This is a genomic window from Paenibacillus sp. 598K (assembly GCF_003851045.1).
Taxonomy (GTDB): domain Bacteria; phylum Bacillota; class Bacilli; order Paenibacillales; family Paenibacillaceae; genus Paenibacillus_D.
Map to the genome: position 1 here is coordinate 2,457 of NZ_BFBX01000004.1, position 18,436 is coordinate 20,892.

An 18,436-nucleotide genomic window follows, 5' to 3' on the forward strand; every position below is an offset into this window, starting at 1 on the left:
GAGCCGGGCGGCGTCTTGGGCAGCAGCAGCTTGCCGAGTACGACGATCAGCACCGTCCCGGCTGTCAGACAGACGAGACCGATCGGCGTAAATGAGAAAAACGACAGCTCGCCGAAGCCGTTGTTCATCAAGGTCTCGCGTATGACGATGTTGGGCGGCGTGCCGATCAGCGTCAGCGTGCCGCCGAGGCTGCTGGCGAAGGCCAGCGGCATCAGGAGCCGGCCGGGACTGATGCCTGCGCCGGCGGCGAGGCTGACGACGATCGGCAGCATGACGGCTACCGTCCCTGTATTGCTGACGAACGCGCCCATGAGCGCAGTCGCCAGGATGACGGTAATGAGCAGTCGCGTCTCGCTTGTGCCCGAGAGGCGCAGCAGCTTGCCGCTGGCGATCTTCGCGAGCCCCGTCTGAAAGATGCCGCCGCCGACGACGAACAGGCCGATCATCATGACGACGACCGAGTTGGAGAAGCCGGCGAGCGCTTCGCTCGGCGAGAGGATGTCGAGCGCGACGAGCACGAGCAGGGAACAGACAGCGACCAGATCGGAGCGGACTTTGCCGCTCATGAACAAGACCGCCGCCGCCGTGAGGATGACGAGCGTAAAGATCATGTCCCAGTTCATGGTTTTCTCCTTTTTGTCTCTATGGATTGATCATTTCACTATAGCATGGCTGCCGATTTTGGAACATAGCAACAACATCGAGCCTCGGTCGCTATACAGATAAGTATAACTACTTTGTGAACAAAAGTCGGCTTTTTTCATCATTTAATGACATGAATCAATTATTTAATCCCATTAATTAATGGTGTGAAATAACGCGATGCCCACGATGCAAGCAAGGAATACGCGCCCTGAAGCCGGATGTGAAGCTCGTCACAGCTACTGCGGGACTTGTCATGTGGCTAAAGCGTGTCGCAGACGTTGCAGCCATGAAACTTTCTTGTGGTGAGTCGCGTATAGGTTATGAAGACTTCAAGTGTTAACATGCAACTACGAAGGGAGGTTGTCCGATGCAACCGATATTGCGAGGCTTGGCCTGGATTGGCGGCATTTTAGGGCTTGCGGTTTGCATTTTGCTCATCATCACAGGAAACGTCTGGTGGGGGCTGCTCGCGCTGCTGACAGGGATCGTTGTGGCGGCCGTGCTGGCGTCGCTAGCACAGCTCCTGGATGTCGCCGAGCACAATGCCGATCAGCTTGATGCGATTGCAGCCGAGGTGCTGCCGCCCCGAAGTTCCCGTCCGGCCATCGGCAACTCACGCATGAAACGGTTGGAGGAGATCAAGGATTTTACCTTCCGAGCCGGCGACTAAGCGTGCTCCACGGCCTTGCTGTGTCCATCTCACTGCGTAGAAGCTTCCTCCAAAGGGTAATCTATGTGGGACTGCACAGGAAAAGGAGTGGAATGCATGGCAAAGGCATTTTTGGAGGCGGTCAAAAGCCGTCGTTCGATCTATGGCATCAGCAAGGAGCAGGCGGGCAGCGACAGCGAGCTGAAAAAAATACTCGAAGAGGCACTGCTGCACACCCCGTCGGCCTTTAACTCGCAGAGCGCACGGCTCGTGCTGCTGCTGGGCGAGCAGCATGACAAGCTGTGGGAGATCACGACGGAGACGCTGCGCGCGATCGTCCCAGCCGATCAGTTCGCCTCGACCGAGGAGAAGATGGGGGCGTTCCAGGCGGGGTACGGCACGGTGCTGTTTTTCGAGGATCAGTCGGTTATCCAGTCGATGCAGCAGCAATATGCCAGCTACCAGGAGCGTTTCCCGGTCTGGTCGGAGCAATCGTCCGGCATGCACCAGTATGTTGTCTGGACTGCACTTCGCTTGCAAGGCTACGGCGCTTCGTTGCAGCATTATAACCCGCTGATTGACGAGCATGTGGCGGCAGAGTGGGATCTGCCGGAGACGTGGAAGCTGATCGCCCAGATGCCGTTCGGCAAGCCGACCGTCGAGCCGGGAGACAAGTCGTATCAGTCGCTCGAGTCGCGTTTGCGCGTATTTGATTGACCGCCATTAGCCGCGTGCGCTCTGCACGCGGCTTTTTGGAGCTGGGCAAACGCTAACAAGCTGGTATATGATGTTAGATATACCAGATGTGAATTGGAGGCGTGCAAGCATGAGAGAGCATCATCGCAAGGCAGCGGAACGAATGGTCGATTTATGGCGGGATCGCGAGGAGCTGTTGGCGATTATTGTCGGCGGCTCGGTCGCCAAGGGGACGGCGAGAGCGTCGTCCGATGTCGATGTATATATGGTCATGACCGATCAGGAATTCGAAGCGAGGCGGCGCGTACAGGATTTGTTCTATTATAATCCCGACATTTGCGACTACGAAGGCGGTTATATCGACGGTAAAATCATTCCTTATTCGTTTGTCGTGCAAGCAGAACAACGCGGCAGCGAGCCGACGCGGGCGTCGTTCATCGGCTCCGAGGTCTTCTTCAGCCGCATCCCCGATCTGCAGGCGCTCGTCGACCGCATCCCGGTGTACCCCGAGGCGAATCGCGAACGCAATATGAGAGATTTCTACGCTCAGGTTTTGTTGTATGGTCGCTACTTCGCCAAGCAGGCGATCGATCAGGACAATGAGTTTATGCTCCGCCATGCGGTCAGTCAGCTGGTGCTGTTCGCTTCGCGCATGCTGCTGGCTTATAATCGCGTCCTGTTCCCTTGCCACAAGTCGCTCATGGCGGCGACCGCCGGGGCGACGCAAAAGCCGGACGGCTATATGGACGCTACGGATCAACTGCTGCGAGAGCCGAACAAGGAGCGGATCGACGCGTTCCTGACGATGATCTCCGGCTATCAGGAATGGGGCATCACGTATGATCAGGCGGTCAGCTTGTTCGTGGAGAACAACGAGTGGAGCTGGCTCGAGCAGGAGCCTGCGATTCAGGACCGGTAGCGCGAGGGCATCATTTTTCTCGCGGCGCGATATGCGTTATAATGTAGGGGCACAATTTTCAGGATCATCAGGGGAGGCTGTCCATGCGACGTTTATTACATATTATCGAATCGAAAACGATGGACCGCGCGTCGCTGCAGCGGCTGTTCGATATGACGGCGACGATGGAGCCGATCGCGAACAACGGAGGCTCACTCATTCGCTCGGATAAAATTATGTGCTCGCTGTTTTTCGAGGCGAGCACGCGGACAAGGCTGTCGTTCGAATCGGCGATGTACCGGTTGGGCGGGCGCGTCATCGGAACAGAAAATGCCGCCGCCTTCTCCTCGGCTATCAAGGGCGAGACACTGGAGGACACGATCCGCGTCGTCTCCGGCTACTGCGATCTGATCGTACTGCGCCACACCGAGGTAGGCGCAGCTCATCGGGCAGCGCAGGTGGCCGGGGTGCCAGTCATTAACGCTGGCGACGGTTCCGGCGAGCATCCAACCCAGGCGTTGCTCGATCTGTATACGATACAGAAGGAGAGGGGCGGGATTGACGGCATCCACATCGCCATGATCGGCGACCTTACCTATGGCCGGACCGTACACTCGCTCAGCTATTTGCTGGCCAACTACAACGACATCCGGATCACCTTCATCGCGCCGCCCAATGCGCGTATCCCGGAGAGCGTCAAGCAGTACCTGGACGCGAAGGGGGTCGCTTATGAAGAAACTGGCGATTTGGTGAGCGCAGCCTCGCAGGTCGATGTATTCTACCAGACGCGGATTCAGAAGGAGCGCTTCCCGTCGGTCGAGCAGTACGAGCTGGCTGCCGGCAAGTACATCATCGATCGGCCTTTGCTTGACCGGATGCATCCGGATGCGCTCATCCTCCATCCGCTGCCGCGAGCCGGCGAGATCGAGACGGATGTCGACCAGGATCGGCGCGCGGCGTATTTCCGCCAGGCTCAGAACGGACTCTATATCCGGATGGCGCTCATCAATCAATGCCTGGGCGCGGACGCCTGATCATCAAGAGGAGGAGCGAAGACATGGAAGAAACGAATCAGAACGAACAGACGACCAACTGGCGCGAACGCGTCATCCGCCAACTGATGGAGCAGGGCGCGATAGTCGCGGCAGACCGCGCCGATCGCCCGACAACGCTCGGCGTCCGCCAACCGTCGGATGAGAGCGATCTGGCGGCGCGCATCGATCATACGCTGCTGAAGCCCGAGGCGACCCGGGAGCAGATTGTACAGCTATGTCAGGAGGCGAAGGCGCATCGCTTCGCAACTGTATGCGTCAATGGCGCCTGGACAGCGCTAGCCGCTGAGCTGCTGCACGAGAGCGGCGTAGGCGTCGCTACGGTCATCGGCTTCCCGCTCGGCGCGATGGCGACTCGGGCCAAGGTGTTCGAGGCTCGCTGCGCGATCGACAGCGGCGCGACCGAGCTGGATATGGTGCTGCATGTCGGGGCGCTCAAGTCCGGCTTGCTGGCCGACGTCTATGAGGATGTCCGCCAGGTCGTCGAGGCGGCAGCGGGACGAGCGCTCGTCAAGGTCATCCTTGAGACCGGAGCGCTCAGCGATGAGGAGAAGATCGTCGCCAGCATTATCTGCGATCTGGCCGGTGCGGATTATGTGAAGACGTCGACCGGGTTTGGGCCTGGCGGCGCGACGGAGGCCGATGTGTCGCTCATGAACCGACATACGTCCGCAGGCGTCCTGGTAAAGGCGTCCGGCGGCGTCCGCACCACAGAGGCGGCGCAGGCCATGCTCCGCGCAGGCGCGAGCCGTCTCGGGACGAGCTCCGGCGTTCAGCTCGTCACAGGCGGCAGCGGCAGCGGCTACTGATTTTATGCTGCGAGGGCGGAGTCGCCCCATGCAAATAGGACCCCCATCGTCGCTTCAGAGCGGGATGGGGGTCCTTTCGTTACTGGCCATGGAACCTGGACCGCCGATTACTTCTTCACCTTGCCGGTGATGACGGACGAGTCGGTTACCTTGCCCCTATTGATTTTGGCGTAGATATACGAGCCCTCGACCTCCATTTTGAACAGGCCGCATTCGAACTCGGTGTGCAGATCCTTGAAAAATACGCCCTCGCGCACATCCTTGCCCTCCGGCGCTTCGCTCAGATGGAAGGTGTCGCCGGAGCGAACGAGGTAAGCCTTGACCCCTTGCTCATGCGTCTCCTCCAGCTGGTCCACCGAGCGTTTGACGGCGACGATATGGATGTCGATCGCGCCGACGCGATTCAGCAGGTTGTTGACGAGCGACCCCTTGGTCATTTGCTGCCAGAGCGTCTGCCCGGACTGGCCGAGGACGAGCTGCGTAATTTTTTTCTCTTCGGCTACTTTGATGATCGCATCGGCGATCTTCCGGTCCTTGCATTCCTTGTTAATAAATTCGCCGCCTGCTTCTTCAACCATCTTTTTCCACACGGATACGTAGCGGACCTCATCCATATCCAGCTCCTCATCCGGCACGGTGTCGACGCGCAACACATAGAGCGGACAATTGAGCAGCTGCGAGAGCCGGATTCCCCGTTTAATCAACCGTTCGCCGGTTGGACCATAATATACGCATACCATAATGCTTTCCGTATTCATTGATTCGATAATTCTCCTTTCTCGCCACCATTGTCCTATTAAGTTACGCTATTTCGCGTGCAATTTCAAATGATACGCGCCATTTTTAGTGAAAATGTCAGAAACAAGCTGGAATCCCTTGTTCCAGGCGGCGAAATGGCGCGAAAACACTTGTTAATGATAAACATTCTCATTATAATGACAATGAACCGATCTGGGATTATGGACAAGCTGCGAAAGGAATCGGACCATGAAAAGAGTGCTTCTCATCGAAGACGAAAGAAATATGGCGCGCTTCATCGAGCTCGAGCTGCGGCATGAAGGCTTCGAGGTCGCCGTCGCTTATGACGGCCGGACCGGACTGGAGCGCGCGCTCGGCGAGCCCTGGGATGTGGTGCTGCTCGATTTGATGCTGCCAGGGCTGGACGGATTGGAGCTCTGCAGGCAGCTGAGGGGGATCAAGAGGACGCCCATCGTCATGCTGTCGGCTAGGGACGCTGTGGCGGATCGGGTGTCGGGTCTTGACCTGGGCGCGGATGACTATATCCCGAAGCCGTTTGCGATGGAGGAGCTGCTGGCTCGCATCCGCGTGATCTTCCGCCGGCAGGAGGAGGATCGCCAATATCTCGTGTACCAGGATCTGAGCATGGATCTGGCGACCCGAAGCGTGACGCGCGGTATAGAGCGTCTCGCCCTGACCAAGCGAGAGTACGATCTGCTGGCCGCATTTATGCAATATCCAAATCGCGCGCTCTCGCGGGAGCTGCTGCTGGATAAAGTGTGGGGACTGGAGGCGGAGGTGGATGCGAATGTCGTCGATGTGTATGTCCGCTATCTGCGCAACAAGATCGACGCGCCGGAGCGGCCAGGCAGCTATATCCAGACGCTTCGAGGCATCGGCTATATGCTGAAGCGATGAGACGCGGCAGATGGAGACGTTCGGGGCGGCTGCCGCTTCGGTGGAAGCTGACCTTGGGCTCGGCGGTCATGCTGCTCGTCATCTTCGCCATCTACCATATCGCACAGTATATGGCGATCGAGCAGACGATGACCGCCCGGGTCGAGCGGTCGATGCGGGCATCTATGGATGCCATGCTCAATCATATCCTCGAGCGGGAGATGAGCTTCGAGGCAGAGCAGCTGCCTGCGCTGCGCCAGGCATTGCGGCGGCTGGGCGAGCAGGGGCAGCTCATCCGCATCACGGACCGGGAGGGACGCGAGACGCTCATCGTCACGGAGGGCATCCCGGAGCAGGCGGCGCGCTCGGCTGATCCGGCAGCGCTCCCCGAGCTGTCGATCCGTACGGATGACGGCGTCCGCTATATGGTGCTGCGAGCGCCGATCACCGTGCTGAGCTACCAGGGGACGATCGAGCTCGTGCGCGGGATGGACGAGACCGCCGAGCTGATCCGCAGAGTCGGCCAAGTGATGCTGTACACGGGTCTTGGCGCGGTGCTGCTGAGCGCGCTCGGGGGCGCCTGGCTGTCCAGCCTGCTGCTCCGTCCGCTGCGGCAGATGACGGCGACGATCCGCCGCGTCCGCGAGGAGGGCTGGCACGCGCGGATGCCGGTACGGACGAGCGACGACGAGATGGATATCCTCATGCGGATGTTCAACGAGATGATGGATGAGGTCGAGCATGCCTTCAACCGCCAACGTCAGTTCACCCAGGACGCCTCCCATGAGCTGCGGACGCCGATCGCGATCGCGCTTGGCCACCTCCATCTGTTGCGGCGCTGGGGCGCCGGGGACCCTGCGGTCTTGAAGGAGTCGCTGCAAGCCTCGACCGAGGAGATCGAGCGGCTGCGCAGGCTGGTCGAAGAGCTACTCATCCTGACTCGCTCCGAGCAGGAGCCGGCAGCTGAGGAGAGCGGGCTGGACGATGCCGGAGCGACTCTGCAGGCGATCGTCGACAAGGTGCGGCCAGTCTATGCTGCGCATCCGGTGGAGCTGGGAGCCGAATCGCTCGGCGGCGTGCCGCTGACTTGGTCTGCCGGGCATCTGGAGCAGGCGCTGATCATTCTGATCGACAATGCGGCGAAGTATTCTTCTGCCGGACAGCCGATCCGCATCGAAGGTCGGCGCGAGGGCGACAGGGTGCGTATCGTCGTCGCAGATCGTGGCGTCGGCATCGCTGCAGCCGATCTGCCGCATGTATTCGACCGCTTCTACCGGGCGGACAAGGCTCGCAGCGCCGATACGCGGGGCACCGGACTTGGGTTGTCGATCGCCAAGCGTCTAGTGGAACGGGGCGGCGGTATGATCGAGATCAGCAGTACTGAGAATATAGGGACAAGCGTAGAAGTTCAGCTTCCTGTAAGAGGACATACGGGCGCGACGACAGAGAGGAGGAGGAAGCGATGATTCGAAGGATTGCTGCAGACGCTGCGGCCTTGCTGCTGCTGGTCGTCATGCTGGCGGGCTGCGCCTCCGGTATCCGGCCGACCGGACCGGAGGTCACAGTCTATTCCTCTCGTCATTATGCAGCGGATCAGCTAGTGTACCAGGCATTCACCGAGCAGACGGGCATCCGCATCAGGGAGGTCAAGGGGACGCCGCAGGAGCTGCTGGAGCGACTAAGACAAGAGGGAGACGATAGCCCCGCGGATCTGTTCATCACTGTCGATGCCGCCCCGATGGTGCAAGCCAAGCGCGAAGGTTTGCTGCAGCCGCTCGATACGACGACGGCGTGGGCGCAGGTGCCGGCCGGATGGCGAGACGATGACGGTCAGTGGATCGGTCTGACAGCTAGAGCCAGAGTCATCGTCTATGCCAAGGATCGGGTAGGCGAGGGTGAGCTGCGCGGCTATGACGATCTGGCCTCTCCCCGTTGGCAAGGACGTCTGTTGATGCGCTCGCCCGCCAACCAATACAATGTGTCGCTGCTCGCCTCGCTGATCAGCGAGCAGGGCGAGGCTGCGGCGCGGGCATGGGCCGATGCGATCGGCGCCAATCTGGCTGGACCGCCGGAGGGCGGCGATCGCGAGCAGGCGCTGCGGATCGCCGAGGGGGCAGGCGATGTGAGCGTGATGAACAGCTACTATATCGCGCAGATGCTCGAGTCGGGCGACGAGGAGGAGCGCGAAGCCGCCGCTGGGCTGGGGACGGTCTTCCCGGATCGGTCGAGCGGCGGCACACATGTCAATCTGAGCGCGCTTGGTGTGCTCAGGCAGGCGCCCCACAGCGCTGAGGCCGAGCGGCTGGTAGACTATCTGATCAGTCCCGCAGCCCAATCGCTGCTGAGCGCCCACAGCTACGAGTATCCGGTGCATCCCGAGGCGGAGCTGCCCGCAGTGCTCCGCTCGTGGGGGAGACTGGAGCCGCAAGCGATCGACTTCGACGATCTGGCCGACGGCCAACAGCTGGCTGCCGAGCTGTTGGTCCGTGCTGGCTGGTGATCATCCGGATAGGATCGGGGATAGAATTTGATTTCACAGCAAATTCTCATTTTCGTTCGCTATAATGAATCTTGAGATCGCAATTAATGATAACGATATTCATTATCATGTTGGATAAAGGGCGGAGAACGCCCTTTTCTAATGCTTCGCCACTGAGAATGAGAATTAAATTCAATCAGGCGAAGGATCGTTATCGACTGCGAAGATAAAAGAGATTCGAGGAGGCCATCTACACATGCAAGCAAGTTGGAAGACGTGGACAATCGGAGCAGCGCTGATCATGGCGCTGGCGCTCGTGGCAGGATGCGGCGGCGGAAACGGCGCAACGGGAGCCAAAAACAATAGCCAGGGGGCGGCAGATCCGGCCGAGACGACGCAGGAGCAGACCGAACAGACCGGCGGCGAGGTCAACATCTATACGGCGCGCCATTACGATGTAGACGCGGAGCTGTACAGCGAATTCACAGCGGAGACAGGCATCAAGGTGAATGTCATCGAGGGCAAGGCGCCCGAGCTGATCGAGAAGCTGAAGCGTGAGGGCGCAAGCACGCCGGCGGATCTGTTCATCACTGTAGACGGCGGCATCCTCAACACCGCCAAGACAGAAGGTCTGCTGCAGCCGATCGAATCGGCGGTCCTCGATGCTCAGATCGGCGAGGGGCTGACCGATACGGATAAGGAATGGGTCGGCTTGTCGACACGCGCTCGCGTCATCGTCTACGCCAAGGACCGGGTCGAGCCGTCGGAGCTGTCCACGTATGAGGCGCTGACCGATGAGAAGTGGAAGGGACGTTTGCTCGTCCGCTCTTCGACCAACTTGTATAACCAGTCGCTGCTCGCCTCGCTGATCGCGATCGACGGCGAGGAGGCGGCCGAGCGCTGGGCGGCTGGCATCGCTGCCAACCTGGCCCGCGATCCCGAGGGCGGCGACCGCGACCAAGCGAAGGCTGTCGTAGCTGGCGCAGGCGATATCGCCATCATGAACACATATTATGTCGGTCAGATGAGCGTCTCTGACGATCCCGAGGAAGTTAAGGTTGCGGAGCAGGTCGGCGTATTTTTCCCGAACCAGGAGACGACCGGCACGCACATCAACATCAGCGGCGCAGGACTGATCAAGCATAGCAAAAACCAGGCCAATGCCATCAAGCTGCTGGAATTCCTGACGTCGAAGACTGCGCAAGAGAAAATCTCGCAAGCCAACTTCGAATTCCCGGTGAACGCAGAGGCCAAGCTGCCTGAGCTGCTGGCGAGCTGGGGCGAGTTCAAGACACAGCAGCTCGACTTCGCCGTGTACGGCGAAAACAATCCGAAAGCGGTCGAGATCGCTAATAAAGTCGGCTGGAAGTAAGGATGCGCGCGTCTAAGATCATACGGAGATACACGAACGGCTGGCTGATCGCCAGCCTGCTCGGGGCAGCAGCCATCCTGCTGCCTATTCTCTATGTGATGTCGGGTCTGCTCCGTCCCGTCAATGAGAACTGGTCTGCTGTCAAAGCCTATCTGTTAACCGACTATGTGCTCGGCTCGGCGAAGCTGGTGCTGTCCACCGGGCTGCTGGCGTCGCTTATGGGCGTCTTGCTAGCTTGGCTGGTGGTTGGCTACACGTTTCCGCTGCGGCGGTTTTATCGCTGGGCGCTCGTGCTGCCGCTTGCGGTACCGCCCTATATCGCCGCCTATACGTATGGCACGATGACGAGCTATACCGGCATCATCCAGTCGACGCTGCGCAACCAGTTCGACATCCGTCTGCCGCACGGACTGATCGAGCTCAGCTCGACGCGCGGGGCGATGTTTACCCTGTCGATCTTCCTGTTCCCGTATGTCTTCCTGCTGATGCGGACGTATCTGGAGCGGCAGAGCGGCTCCTATATCGAGAATGGCCGCCTGCTCGGTCGCAGCGGCTGGTCGCTGTTCACACGCGTCGTCCTGCCGATCTCTCGCCCGGCAATCATCGCAGGCGCGATGCTGGTGACGTTCGAGGTGCTGAGCGACTACGGCGTCGCCAGCTACTTTGGCGTACAGACGATCTCGACCGCCATCTTCCAGACCTGGTTCGGCATGTATGACATCGACTCGGCGATGAGGCTGGCCGCCTGGCTGCTCGTCATTATCGTCGGCATCTTCCTGGTGGAACGCCTGCTGCGGCGCAATCGCCGCTACGGCGCGCTCAGCAGCCGCAGCAAGCCGCTGCAGCCGGTTCGTCTGCGAGGGTGGGCTGCCGCGGCCGCGACGGCAGGCTGCACGCTGGTGTTTGCGCTTGGCTTTGCGCTGCCGATCGCCCAGCTCATCCTGTGGACCGGCTGGACCTACAGCAAGGTATGGCGCGCCGACTTCGCCCATCTGCTCGTCAACACGCTGACGGGCGCGGCTTGGGCGACGATCATCGTCATGGCACTCGCCGTGCTGTCGGCCAAGGCGGTGAGGATGTTCCCGCTGGCCAGCGCTTATGCGCTGTCGCGTCTCATGACGTCGGGGTATGCGATACCCGGAGCGATCGTAGCGATCGGCGTATTGGCTGTCTTCATCGCGCTGGATGCGCGGCTCTCGCCGCTCTATGTCTGGCTGGGCCGTGCCGAGGGGGCGCTCGTGCTGAGCATGTCGCTGACGATGCTGCTGGCGGGTTATGTGATCCGCTTCATGGCGACGGGGTACCATGCCGTCGAGGCTGGCTACGACAAGATCCCCCGCGCTTACACCGAGGCGGCGCTCACGCTCGGCCACCGGCAGGGTAGCGTCTTCCGCCGGATCGAGCTGCCGTTGCTGCGCCAGGCGATCCTGACAGGGGTGGCGCTCACCTTCATCGAGATCGTCAAGGAGCTGCCGCTAACGCTGCTGCTGCGACCGTTCAATTTCGACACCTTGGCTACAAGGGCGTATCAGTACGCGATCGATGAACGCATCTACGAAGCCGCCTTGCCTTCGCTGCTGTTGGTGGCGCTCAGTCTGTTGTCGGTGGCGATCGTATTACGACTGGAGAGGGGAAGAGAGAGATGAGCGAGCTGAATATACAGGGCTTGTCCTATCGATACGAGCGGCGTCAGCCGCTCATCCTGGAGCAGGTGTCGCTGACAGTGCGGACTGGCGAGATCGTCGGCATCCTGGGTGCGAGCGGCAGCGGCAAGAGCACGCTGCTGCGTCTGATCGCCGGACTGGAGACGCCCGAGCAGGGGATGATCCGGCTCGGCGAGCGCGTGCTCTCGGACGCGCGCGTCGAGGTGCCGCCCGCGGATCGCGGCATCGGTATGGTATTCCAGGATTATGCGCTGTTCCCGCACCTGAGCGCGGCGGACAACATCGCCTTCGGCCTGCATCGGATGGGCCGCAGGGAGCGCAAGACGCGGCTGTCTGAGCTGCTGGAGCTGACGCAGATGGCGCCATACGCCCGCCGTTATCCGCATGAGTTGAGCGGGGGCCAGCAGCAGCGCGTCGCGCTTGCGCGGGCGCTGGCGCCAGGACCGGCGCTGCTCCTGATGGATGAGCCGTTCAGCAGTCTGGACGCCGAGCTGCGGCAGTCGATCCGCACCGAGCTGCGGGCGATCCTGCGCCGCACCGGCACCTCCTGTCTGCTCGTCTCGCATGACCGCGAGGATGTGGAGGCGATCTGCGATCGGACGCTGGTCGTCGCGGACGGAGTCTGGCAGGAGCAGTCGGCGTCAGGCGCATCGGCAGACTCGCCAAGCTCCCCGGGCTCGTCAGACGCTTCCGCATCCGATGGCAAGGCCAGGGAGGCCAAGAAGACGTCATTGGTCCTGTCTTGATCTCTTATAAATGCTGCGTGCATCTAAGGATGTACGATGCGGATCTTCTGCTCCTCGGCACTCCAGTGGACCTGGGCGCCGAGCGTCTCGCTCACCAGACGCAAGGGCAGATACGTCACGCCTTCCACAATAAACGGTTTGTTGGCGAGTGCGATCGGCCGGCCTTGCATGAGTACCTCGCCGCTCGCATAGCGAATGAGCATGGAGACGGCAGGCGTTGCCCCCGATGCGTCCCGCGTAATCGTCGTCTCCTTGCGGCTGGCATCCCACGTTAGTGTTGCGCCCATCTGTTCGAAGATTGAGCGAAGCGGGATAAAGGCTTGTCCGTCCCGGATCATCACTCCGCTGCGGAGCGGCACCGGGTCGTTGTTAAGCAAGACGTCGACAGGCTTGTGCAGTGGAATCGGCGTATGCTGCTCGAAATGCGAGTATCCCGCGCCAAGCTCGAAGGATTTGTTGATGCCCAAGCCCCATAACGAGCCGTCCTGCAACTCGATCATCAGATGACGCGAGCCGGGCTGGACGCTTCGCACCTTCTCCTGGAGCAGCTCAAACTCGGGATTATGCGGCATCGATTCCCGATACATCGACGTGCGGTACAACTGGCCGCCCTCTGTGAGGACGAGCAGGGAGCGTTCCACAATGTACGCTTCCCGCACCTTGTCAATCGTCGTGAAGCGAATGGGCTCCGGCTGTTCGTGCCACAGCGTGCTATCTGAGACGCCAGTGACCGTATGCCCCCAGAACCATAAGCGACCGTCGACATCGACGGCAAGATGGGCCAGCCGATGAGCCTGGAGCCAGCGCACGCCGCCTGTGATCGGGATGGGACGGCCCGGCGTGCTCTGCATGACGGAAAGCTCGCGGGTGTTGCGGATCGTCCAGGAGTACAGCTCGCCAGTCTTGGTAAGAGCGAGATTGTCCTGTATGTCGATCGCATCGCTGATATCAGGGATGCGTGTCCAATCCGCTAGACGCTGAGCACCAGCGCGGCTTCTCCAGATGGAGCCATCCTCGGTGCGGGCGATCAACGTCAGCTCGCTCGTGTTGTCGTACCATTCATAATAAGCGCTGACCTGTTCGATGCCTGCAGGCGCGGCCAATGGCTGGCTGTCTTGCAGCGTCGCCAAGCGCAGCTGACCGTCTTGCTTGGGGATGAGGTGCAAGCGGCCCATGGAGTCGATGATGAACAGCTCCGTAGACGTTGCGTATGCTTGCTTCAGGTTATCGAAGTGCGGCAGCGCGACCGTTGTCATCGGCTGACCGGCGAGCAGAGCCCCTGCATAATGAACGGTGCCATCGACGAGCCGAATCAGATCTCCATCGTAGACGGCGGCCACATCGCCAAGCCCGTCGATACGCACAGGCACGGGTTGCTTGTCACCCCACACCCAATAGGTGCCGTCTTGCTTGATCAGGGAATGGCTCGTATAGCTTCGGTAGAGCGGTGTCTCGGCAGCAACGGCTGCCAGCGGTGCAGTCATTAGGGAGAAGGCAAGTCCGGCGGCGAGCCATGTGCGCGTCCATTTCGATTTCATTCCAATGCACTCCTTTGTGTTCAGGGTAGCTTGCGCCGCGGCCGAGCTGTTTTTTTGCATTCGTCCGGCAGTCACGCTACACTGGGGGAAATAACGATGCGACAAGAGGGAAGGTCTGGATGAAAAATCTGTTGGTGACGGGCTATCGCGCCCATGAGCTGAATATCTATGACGACAAGCACCCGGGCATCCCGTTCATCAAGCAAGCGATCCGGGCAAGACTGATCGGGCTGGCTGAGGCGGGGCTGGAATGGGTCATCACGCCAGGGCAGTATGGCGTCGATCTGTGGGCATGCGAGGTTGTGCTGGAGCTGCGGGAGCTGTATCCCGGGCTTCGCGTATCGATCCTGGCGGCGTATGAGCATCCCGAGGCGAACTGGAAGGAAGAGAAGCAGACGTATTATCGGGAGCTGACGCAGCGGGTCGACTACTACGGGGTGGTCAGCCAGCAGCCCTATCAGGGGACGTGGCAGCTGGCGGCGCGCGACGACCTGCTGCTGCGCAAGTCCGACGGCATCTTGTTGTTCTATGACGAAGAGCGCGGCGAAGCCAGCCCGAGGTTCATCAAACAACGGGCTTGGCGCAAGCATGAACGGGAGGGCTACGGCTATTACCTCATCACGGCGGAGGAGGTACAGGCGTTGGCTGATGAGGCACAGTACGAGAGCTACGTGGAGTAGCTCAAGACTGGCCCGGCGGCTTGCGGCCCTTCATCTGGCTGCGGCGCAATCGCGTGAACGCGATAACGACGCTGATCATCATGGCCATGAAGGCATAGTTGCCCGCTTCCTCTGGCGTCATCTTGAAGGCGAGGATGCAGAGGGAGGAGACGGCATTGTAGACGAAGTAGGCGACCGCCAGCAATAAAAGCGGTCTCATAAAATTGTATCTGCGCATCGTTTTCGCTCCAATTCTGTAAGGGTCGGTCGGGTTCGGCTCAGATATGCGGCCGAAAAGCTGACGCTGACTGCATGTCATGTTCTAAGCGTACCTTAAAATACCGACAGTGACAACCGTCGCAGCGGCGCAATCTGCGGCATTCGCTGCGCGGAAGTCGTAGGCGCCGCTCGTTTTGAGGCGTTCATGGTTGCTGTGGCTTATGCGAAATCGCTCTTGACAGAGCCTGGAGCATGCGTTATAACTAATTTTAATTTACATGAAGCGCCAATGAACGAATGCAAGTACGCCAGGCAGAGAGTCGCAGCGAGCCGGAATGAGTGGAAGCCGGTACGGAAGTCTGGGGGAAACGGAATTCGGGAGGCGATCTGTCGAACGCGCAGCAGGCAGATCCGGCAGACGCCGTTATCCGTCGATCGAGTGAGCGAATGTTAGCATTCGCTACTTAGAGTGGTACCGCGGGAGCAAGCTCTCGTCTCTAATTATGGAGACGAGAGCTTTTTTAATTTATGAAGAAGGAGCTGCCCTATGGAAACGATAACGCACAGAATAGCAAGAATACTCGCAGCGCTGGAGCCAGGTGCCGATGCCGGCGAGCTGGAGGCGTGGCTCGAGCGTCCGGCGGAGCCGGAGCACGGCGATTTGTCCTTGCCTTGCTTCAAGCTGAGCAAGCGGCTCAGACGTTCGCCCCAAGCCATCGCCGAAGACTGGGCGGAGCGTCTGCAGGATGACGCAGTGGCCGAAGCGCGAGCCGTCTCGGGGTATCTGAATCTGTCTATGAACCGAGCTTGGGTCGCCGAGCAGACGCTCGCGGCGCTGGAGCGGCAAGGAGAGGCTTATGGCTCCTCGGACCGGGGAGCCGGGCGCACGGTCGTCATCGATTATTCGTCGCCCAACATCGCCAAGCCGTTCCACATCGCCCATCTGCGCTCGACGGTGATCGGCCAGTCGCTGCGGCGGATCTTAAGCTTCTCGGGGTACCGCTGTATCGGCGTCAATCATCTCGGCGATTGGGGCACGCAGTTCGGCAAGCTGCTGACCGCCTATCGGCACTGGGGCGACGAGGCGCTGGTGGAGCGGGACGGCATCGACGAGCTGCTGCGGCTGTATGTGCGGTTCCACGACGAAGCGGAGGCGCGGCCGGAGCTGGAGGACGAGGCGAGAGGCTGGTTCGCCCGACTGGAGCAAGGCGATCCGGAGGCGGCGGAGCGCTGGGCCCGATTCGTCGAGATCAGTCTCGCGCACTTCAACCGCGTCTACGAGCGGCTCGGCGTCAGCTTCGACGCTTACACGGGAGAGAGCTTCTATAATGACAAGATGCCGGCGGTGCTGGAGGAGCTGCGAGCCAAGGGGCTGCTGGAGGAGGATGACGGGGCGCAGGTGGTCAGACTCGACGACTATGGGATGCCGCCTGCGCTTATACTCAAGCAAGACGGAAGCTCGCTCTATCCGACTCGCGACATCGCTGCGGCGCTCTATCGCAAGACACACTATGCTGCCAGCCGCATCCTCTATGTGACGGATTACGCGCAACAGCTTCACTTCAAACAATGGTTCGCCGTCATCGAGCGTATGGGTTACCCGTGGGCATCGGCGCTCGAGCATGTGCCGTTCGGCAGAGTCAGCTTCGGAGGCGAAGGCTTGTCGACGAGGAAGGGCAATGTCGTCAAGCTGGAGGAGGTGCTGGAGCAGGCTGTCCAGAAGACGGAGGCGATCATGCGGGATAAGGTGAGGGATAGCCGTGCCCGCGCCGAGGTGGCGAGAGCAGTTGGGGTCGGTGCGGTCATCTTCCACGATCTGAGCCGCCATCGTCTGCACGACGTCTCCTTCGAGTGGTCGCAAGTGCTGAACTTCGACGGCGAGACTGGCCCATATGTCCAGTATACGCATGCCAGAGCCTGTCGGCTGCTGGCGCGCGCGAGCGCTGCGCCACAGCCGGACAACCCGGCAGCCGCAGGAGGGGCGCTGCAGCTCGTTGACGACTCCGTTGTGGCGGATGGATGGACTGAGCAATTCAATGAAGACTCCCTCGTGGTGGATGGAGGGGTGGAACAATTCGATGAAGACTCCCTCGTGGCGGCAGGAGGAGCAGAGCATCTGACGGACGACGCAGCGTGGCCGCTGGTTCAGGCGCTCCACCGCTTCCCGGAGCGGGTGGAGCAAGCGGAGCGCAGCCTCGAGCCCTCCGTCATCAGCAAGACGCTGATCGAGCTGGCCCAGGCTTTTAATCGATTCTATCATCATTGTCCGGTGCTGACGGAGGCTCCAGCCGTCCGTGAAGCCCGTCTGCGTCTGGTTGGCGCGACGGCGCAGACGCTGCGCACCGGTCTCTATCTGATCGGTCTGGAGGCGCCGCAGTCGATCTAAGCGAGGATTACGTCTCCAGCAGAATGCGTCCGGTGTCCATCGTGTCATAGCCGTCGATCGCGGACAGCTCCTCGCGGAACGACGGCGAGCATAGGATCGAAAGGACGCGCTCCTGCCAGTCCAGCCGCTCCGGCCGCTTGCGCATGACGAGATCGTAGCGCTCAGTGATGAGCGGGACGAAGGTTACCGCATCGCCGACGATGGCGGCGGCTTTCTCGATGCCGATGCCGACGTCGGCGCCGCCGGAGGCGACCCGGGCGGCGACGGCGAGATGGCTCGGCTGTTCATCGTCGTAGCCGCGGATGCGGCGGCGGTCGATGCCGTGCAGCCGGAGCTGCTCATCGAGCAACACACGCGCGCCAGCGCCGCGCTCGCGGTTGATCAGCCGTAGGCCGGGCTGCGCCAGATCGGCCCAGCCGGCGAGTCCGCGCGGATTGCCGCGCGCCACGTAGAGGCCGGCGCGGCGCGCCAGCAGATGGACGACGAGATACGGATCGTTGACCAGCAGTCGTCGGATGTAGGGCAGGTTGTACTCGCCAGTATCGCCGTCGAGCAGGTGGGTGCTGACGATATCGCTCTCGCCGCGATAGAGGGCGATCAGCGAGTCTAGACTGCCGACGTAGCTGCGCAGCGGTCGCAGCGCGGGCAGCTCGCGGGCGAGATGGTTGGCGAGGATATCGAGACTGACATCCTGGCCGGTGATGACGATCGTTCCCGGCGGTGTTGCCATCGCAGCAGCGGTCACCCCCGCTCCCGGCCCCGACGTAACGTGGGCTGCAGCTGCGGATGTCGCCTGACGCGAGCGGGCTTTGTACGCTTCCAGATCGGCGGCGTCGACGCGCATTTGCTTGCCGACCTTGTACGAGGGCAGCTCGCCTTTTTTGATCAGATCGTAGACCGTAAGCTTGGACACCTTGAGCAGCTTGGCGATTTCTTCGGTCGTGTAGGACATTTCGTGTTCCATGGAGGGCCTCCCCGACAGTGTTGCG

Annotated in this window: 18 protein-coding genes and 1 other annotated feature; of the genes, 13 read left to right on the forward strand and 5 right to left on the reverse strand. The window is 60.8% G+C overall.

Going from position 1 to position 18,436, the window contains the following annotated elements; all coding sequences use genetic code 11:
- A partial coding sequence (locus tag PA598K_RS01625; RefSeq protein ID WP_185601426.1) for an SLC13 family permease occupies window positions 1–623 on the reverse strand: 623 nt, incomplete at its 3' end.
- 389 nt (window positions 624–1,012) lie between these two features.
- On the opposite strand from PA598K_RS01625, the gene PA598K_RS01630 reads away from it, so the two are divergent.
- The 5 genes from PA598K_RS01630 to deoC all read left to right on the forward strand — a co-directional run bounded on the left by PA598K_RS01630 (window position 1,013) and on the right by deoC (window position 4,749).
- Window positions 1,013–1,315, forward strand: coding sequence for a hypothetical protein (locus PA598K_RS01630; RefSeq protein ID WP_128655168.1), 303 nt, complete (start codon window positions 1,013–1,015; stop codon window positions 1,313–1,315).
- Between the two features lie 96 nt (window positions 1,316–1,411).
- Window positions 1,412–2,011 carry a nitroreductase family protein gene (locus tag PA598K_RS01635; protein WP_128655169.1) on the forward strand — a complete coding sequence of 200 codons (600 nt, stop codon included), beginning with the start codon at window positions 1,412–1,414 and terminating at the stop codon, window positions 2,009–2,011.
- Between the two features lie 109 nt (window positions 2,012–2,120).
- The gene (locus PA598K_RS01640; protein WP_185601428.1) at window positions 2,121–2,909 is read left to right on the forward strand and encodes a nucleotidyltransferase domain-containing protein; all 789 of its coding nucleotides are present in this window, start codon (window positions 2,121–2,123) and stop codon (window positions 2,907–2,909) included.
- A gap of 83 nt (window positions 2,910–2,992) precedes the next feature.
- A complete protein-coding gene (gene pyrB, locus PA598K_RS01645) occupies window positions 2,993–3,922 on the forward strand; it encodes an aspartate carbamoyltransferase (RefSeq protein ID WP_128655171.1) in 930 nt (309 codons plus the stop codon).
- A 23-nt stretch (window positions 3,923–3,945) separates the two neighbouring features.
- A complete protein-coding gene (gene deoC, locus PA598K_RS01650) occupies window positions 3,946–4,749 on the forward strand; it encodes a deoxyribose-phosphate aldolase (protein WP_260405218.1) in 804 nt (267 codons plus the stop codon).
- Window positions 4,750–4,856: 107 nt separating this feature from the next.
- Here deoC and PA598K_RS01655 read toward each other — a convergent pair whose 3' ends face one another.
- Window positions 4,857–5,507: a universal stress protein gene (locus PA598K_RS01655; protein ID WP_128655172.1), complete on the reverse strand. Its 651-nt coding sequence runs from the start codon at window positions 5,505–5,507 to the stop codon at window positions 4,857–4,859.
- A gap of 229 nt (window positions 5,508–5,736) precedes the next feature.
- Between PA598K_RS01655 and PA598K_RS01660 the strand changes: the two genes are divergently transcribed.
- The 6 genes from PA598K_RS01660 to PA598K_RS01685 all read left to right on the forward strand — a co-directional run bounded on the left by PA598K_RS01660 (window position 5,737) and on the right by PA598K_RS01685 (window position 12,645).
- Window positions 5,737–6,405 (forward strand): response regulator transcription factor, encoded by a 669-nt coding sequence (locus PA598K_RS01660; RefSeq protein WP_128655173.1) that lies wholly within the window; start codon window positions 5,737–5,739, stop codon window positions 6,403–6,405.
- Entirely contained in the window at window positions 6,402–7,850 is a 1,449-nt protein-coding gene (locus tag PA598K_RS01665; RefSeq protein WP_128655174.1) for a sensor histidine kinase, read from the forward strand. Before PA598K_RS01660 ends, PA598K_RS01665 begins: the two co-directional genes overlap by 4 nt.
- A complete protein-coding gene (locus PA598K_RS01670; RefSeq protein ID WP_128655175.1) occupies window positions 7,847–8,884 on the forward strand; it encodes an extracellular solute-binding protein in 1,038 nt (345 codons plus the stop codon). Before PA598K_RS01665 ends, PA598K_RS01670 begins: the two co-directional genes overlap by 4 nt.
- 235 nt (window positions 8,885–9,119) lie before the next feature.
- Window positions 9,120–10,235 (forward strand): Fe(3+) ABC transporter substrate-binding protein, encoded by a 1,116-nt coding sequence (locus tag PA598K_RS01675; protein WP_128655176.1) that lies wholly within the window; start codon window positions 9,120–9,122, stop codon window positions 10,233–10,235.
- Between the two features lie 2 nt (window positions 10,236–10,237).
- The gene (locus PA598K_RS01680; protein ID WP_128655177.1) at window positions 10,238–11,881 is read left to right on the forward strand and encodes an ABC transporter permease; all 1,644 of its coding nucleotides are present in this window, start codon (window positions 10,238–10,240) and stop codon (window positions 11,879–11,881) included.
- Window positions 11,878–12,645: an ABC transporter ATP-binding protein gene (locus PA598K_RS01685; protein WP_128655178.1), complete on the forward strand. Its 768-nt coding sequence runs from the start codon at window positions 11,878–11,880 to the stop codon at window positions 12,643–12,645. The genes PA598K_RS01680 and PA598K_RS01685 overlap by 4 nt, the downstream gene beginning before the upstream one ends.
- A 23-nt stretch (window positions 12,646–12,668) precedes the next feature.
- Here the strand turns inward: PA598K_RS01685 and PA598K_RS01690 are convergent, their stop codons facing one another.
- Window positions 12,669–14,183 carry a stalk domain-containing protein gene (locus PA598K_RS01690; protein WP_185601431.1) on the reverse strand — a complete coding sequence of 505 codons (1,515 nt, stop codon included), beginning with the start codon at window positions 14,181–14,183 and terminating at the stop codon, window positions 12,669–12,671.
- 119 nt (window positions 14,184–14,302) lie between these two features.
- Here PA598K_RS01690 and PA598K_RS01695 point away from each other — a divergent pair, with 119 nt between their 5' ends.
- Complete coding sequence (locus PA598K_RS01695; RefSeq protein WP_128655180.1) at window positions 14,303–14,863, forward strand: DUF1273 domain-containing protein; 561 nt, start codon at window positions 14,303–14,305, stop codon at window positions 14,861–14,863.
- 1 nt (window position 14,864) lies between these two features.
- Here PA598K_RS01695 and PA598K_RS01700 read toward each other — a convergent pair whose 3' ends face one another.
- Window positions 14,865–15,080 (reverse strand): hypothetical protein, encoded by a 216-nt coding sequence (locus tag PA598K_RS01700; RefSeq protein ID WP_128655181.1) that lies wholly within the window; start codon window positions 15,078–15,080, stop codon window positions 14,865–14,867.
- A 261-nt stretch (window positions 15,081–15,341) separates the two neighbouring features.
- Window positions 15,342–15,563: a binding site (T-box leader), on the forward strand.
- Window positions 15,564–15,608: 45 nt separating this feature from the next.
- Between PA598K_RS01700 and argS the strand changes: the two genes are divergently transcribed.
- Window positions 15,609–17,447 carry an arginine--tRNA ligase gene (argS, locus tag PA598K_RS01705; protein ID WP_185601433.1) on the forward strand — a complete coding sequence of 613 codons (1,839 nt, stop codon included), beginning with the start codon at window positions 15,609–15,611 and terminating at the stop codon, window positions 17,445–17,447.
- 7 nt (window positions 17,448–17,454) lie between these two features.
- Here argS and PA598K_RS01710 read toward each other — a convergent pair whose 3' ends face one another.
- Complete coding sequence (locus PA598K_RS01710) at window positions 17,455–18,411, reverse strand: helix-turn-helix transcriptional regulator (protein ID WP_128655182.1); 957 nt, start codon at window positions 18,409–18,411, stop codon at window positions 17,455–17,457.
- Between the last annotated feature and the right edge of the window lie 25 nt (window positions 18,412–18,436).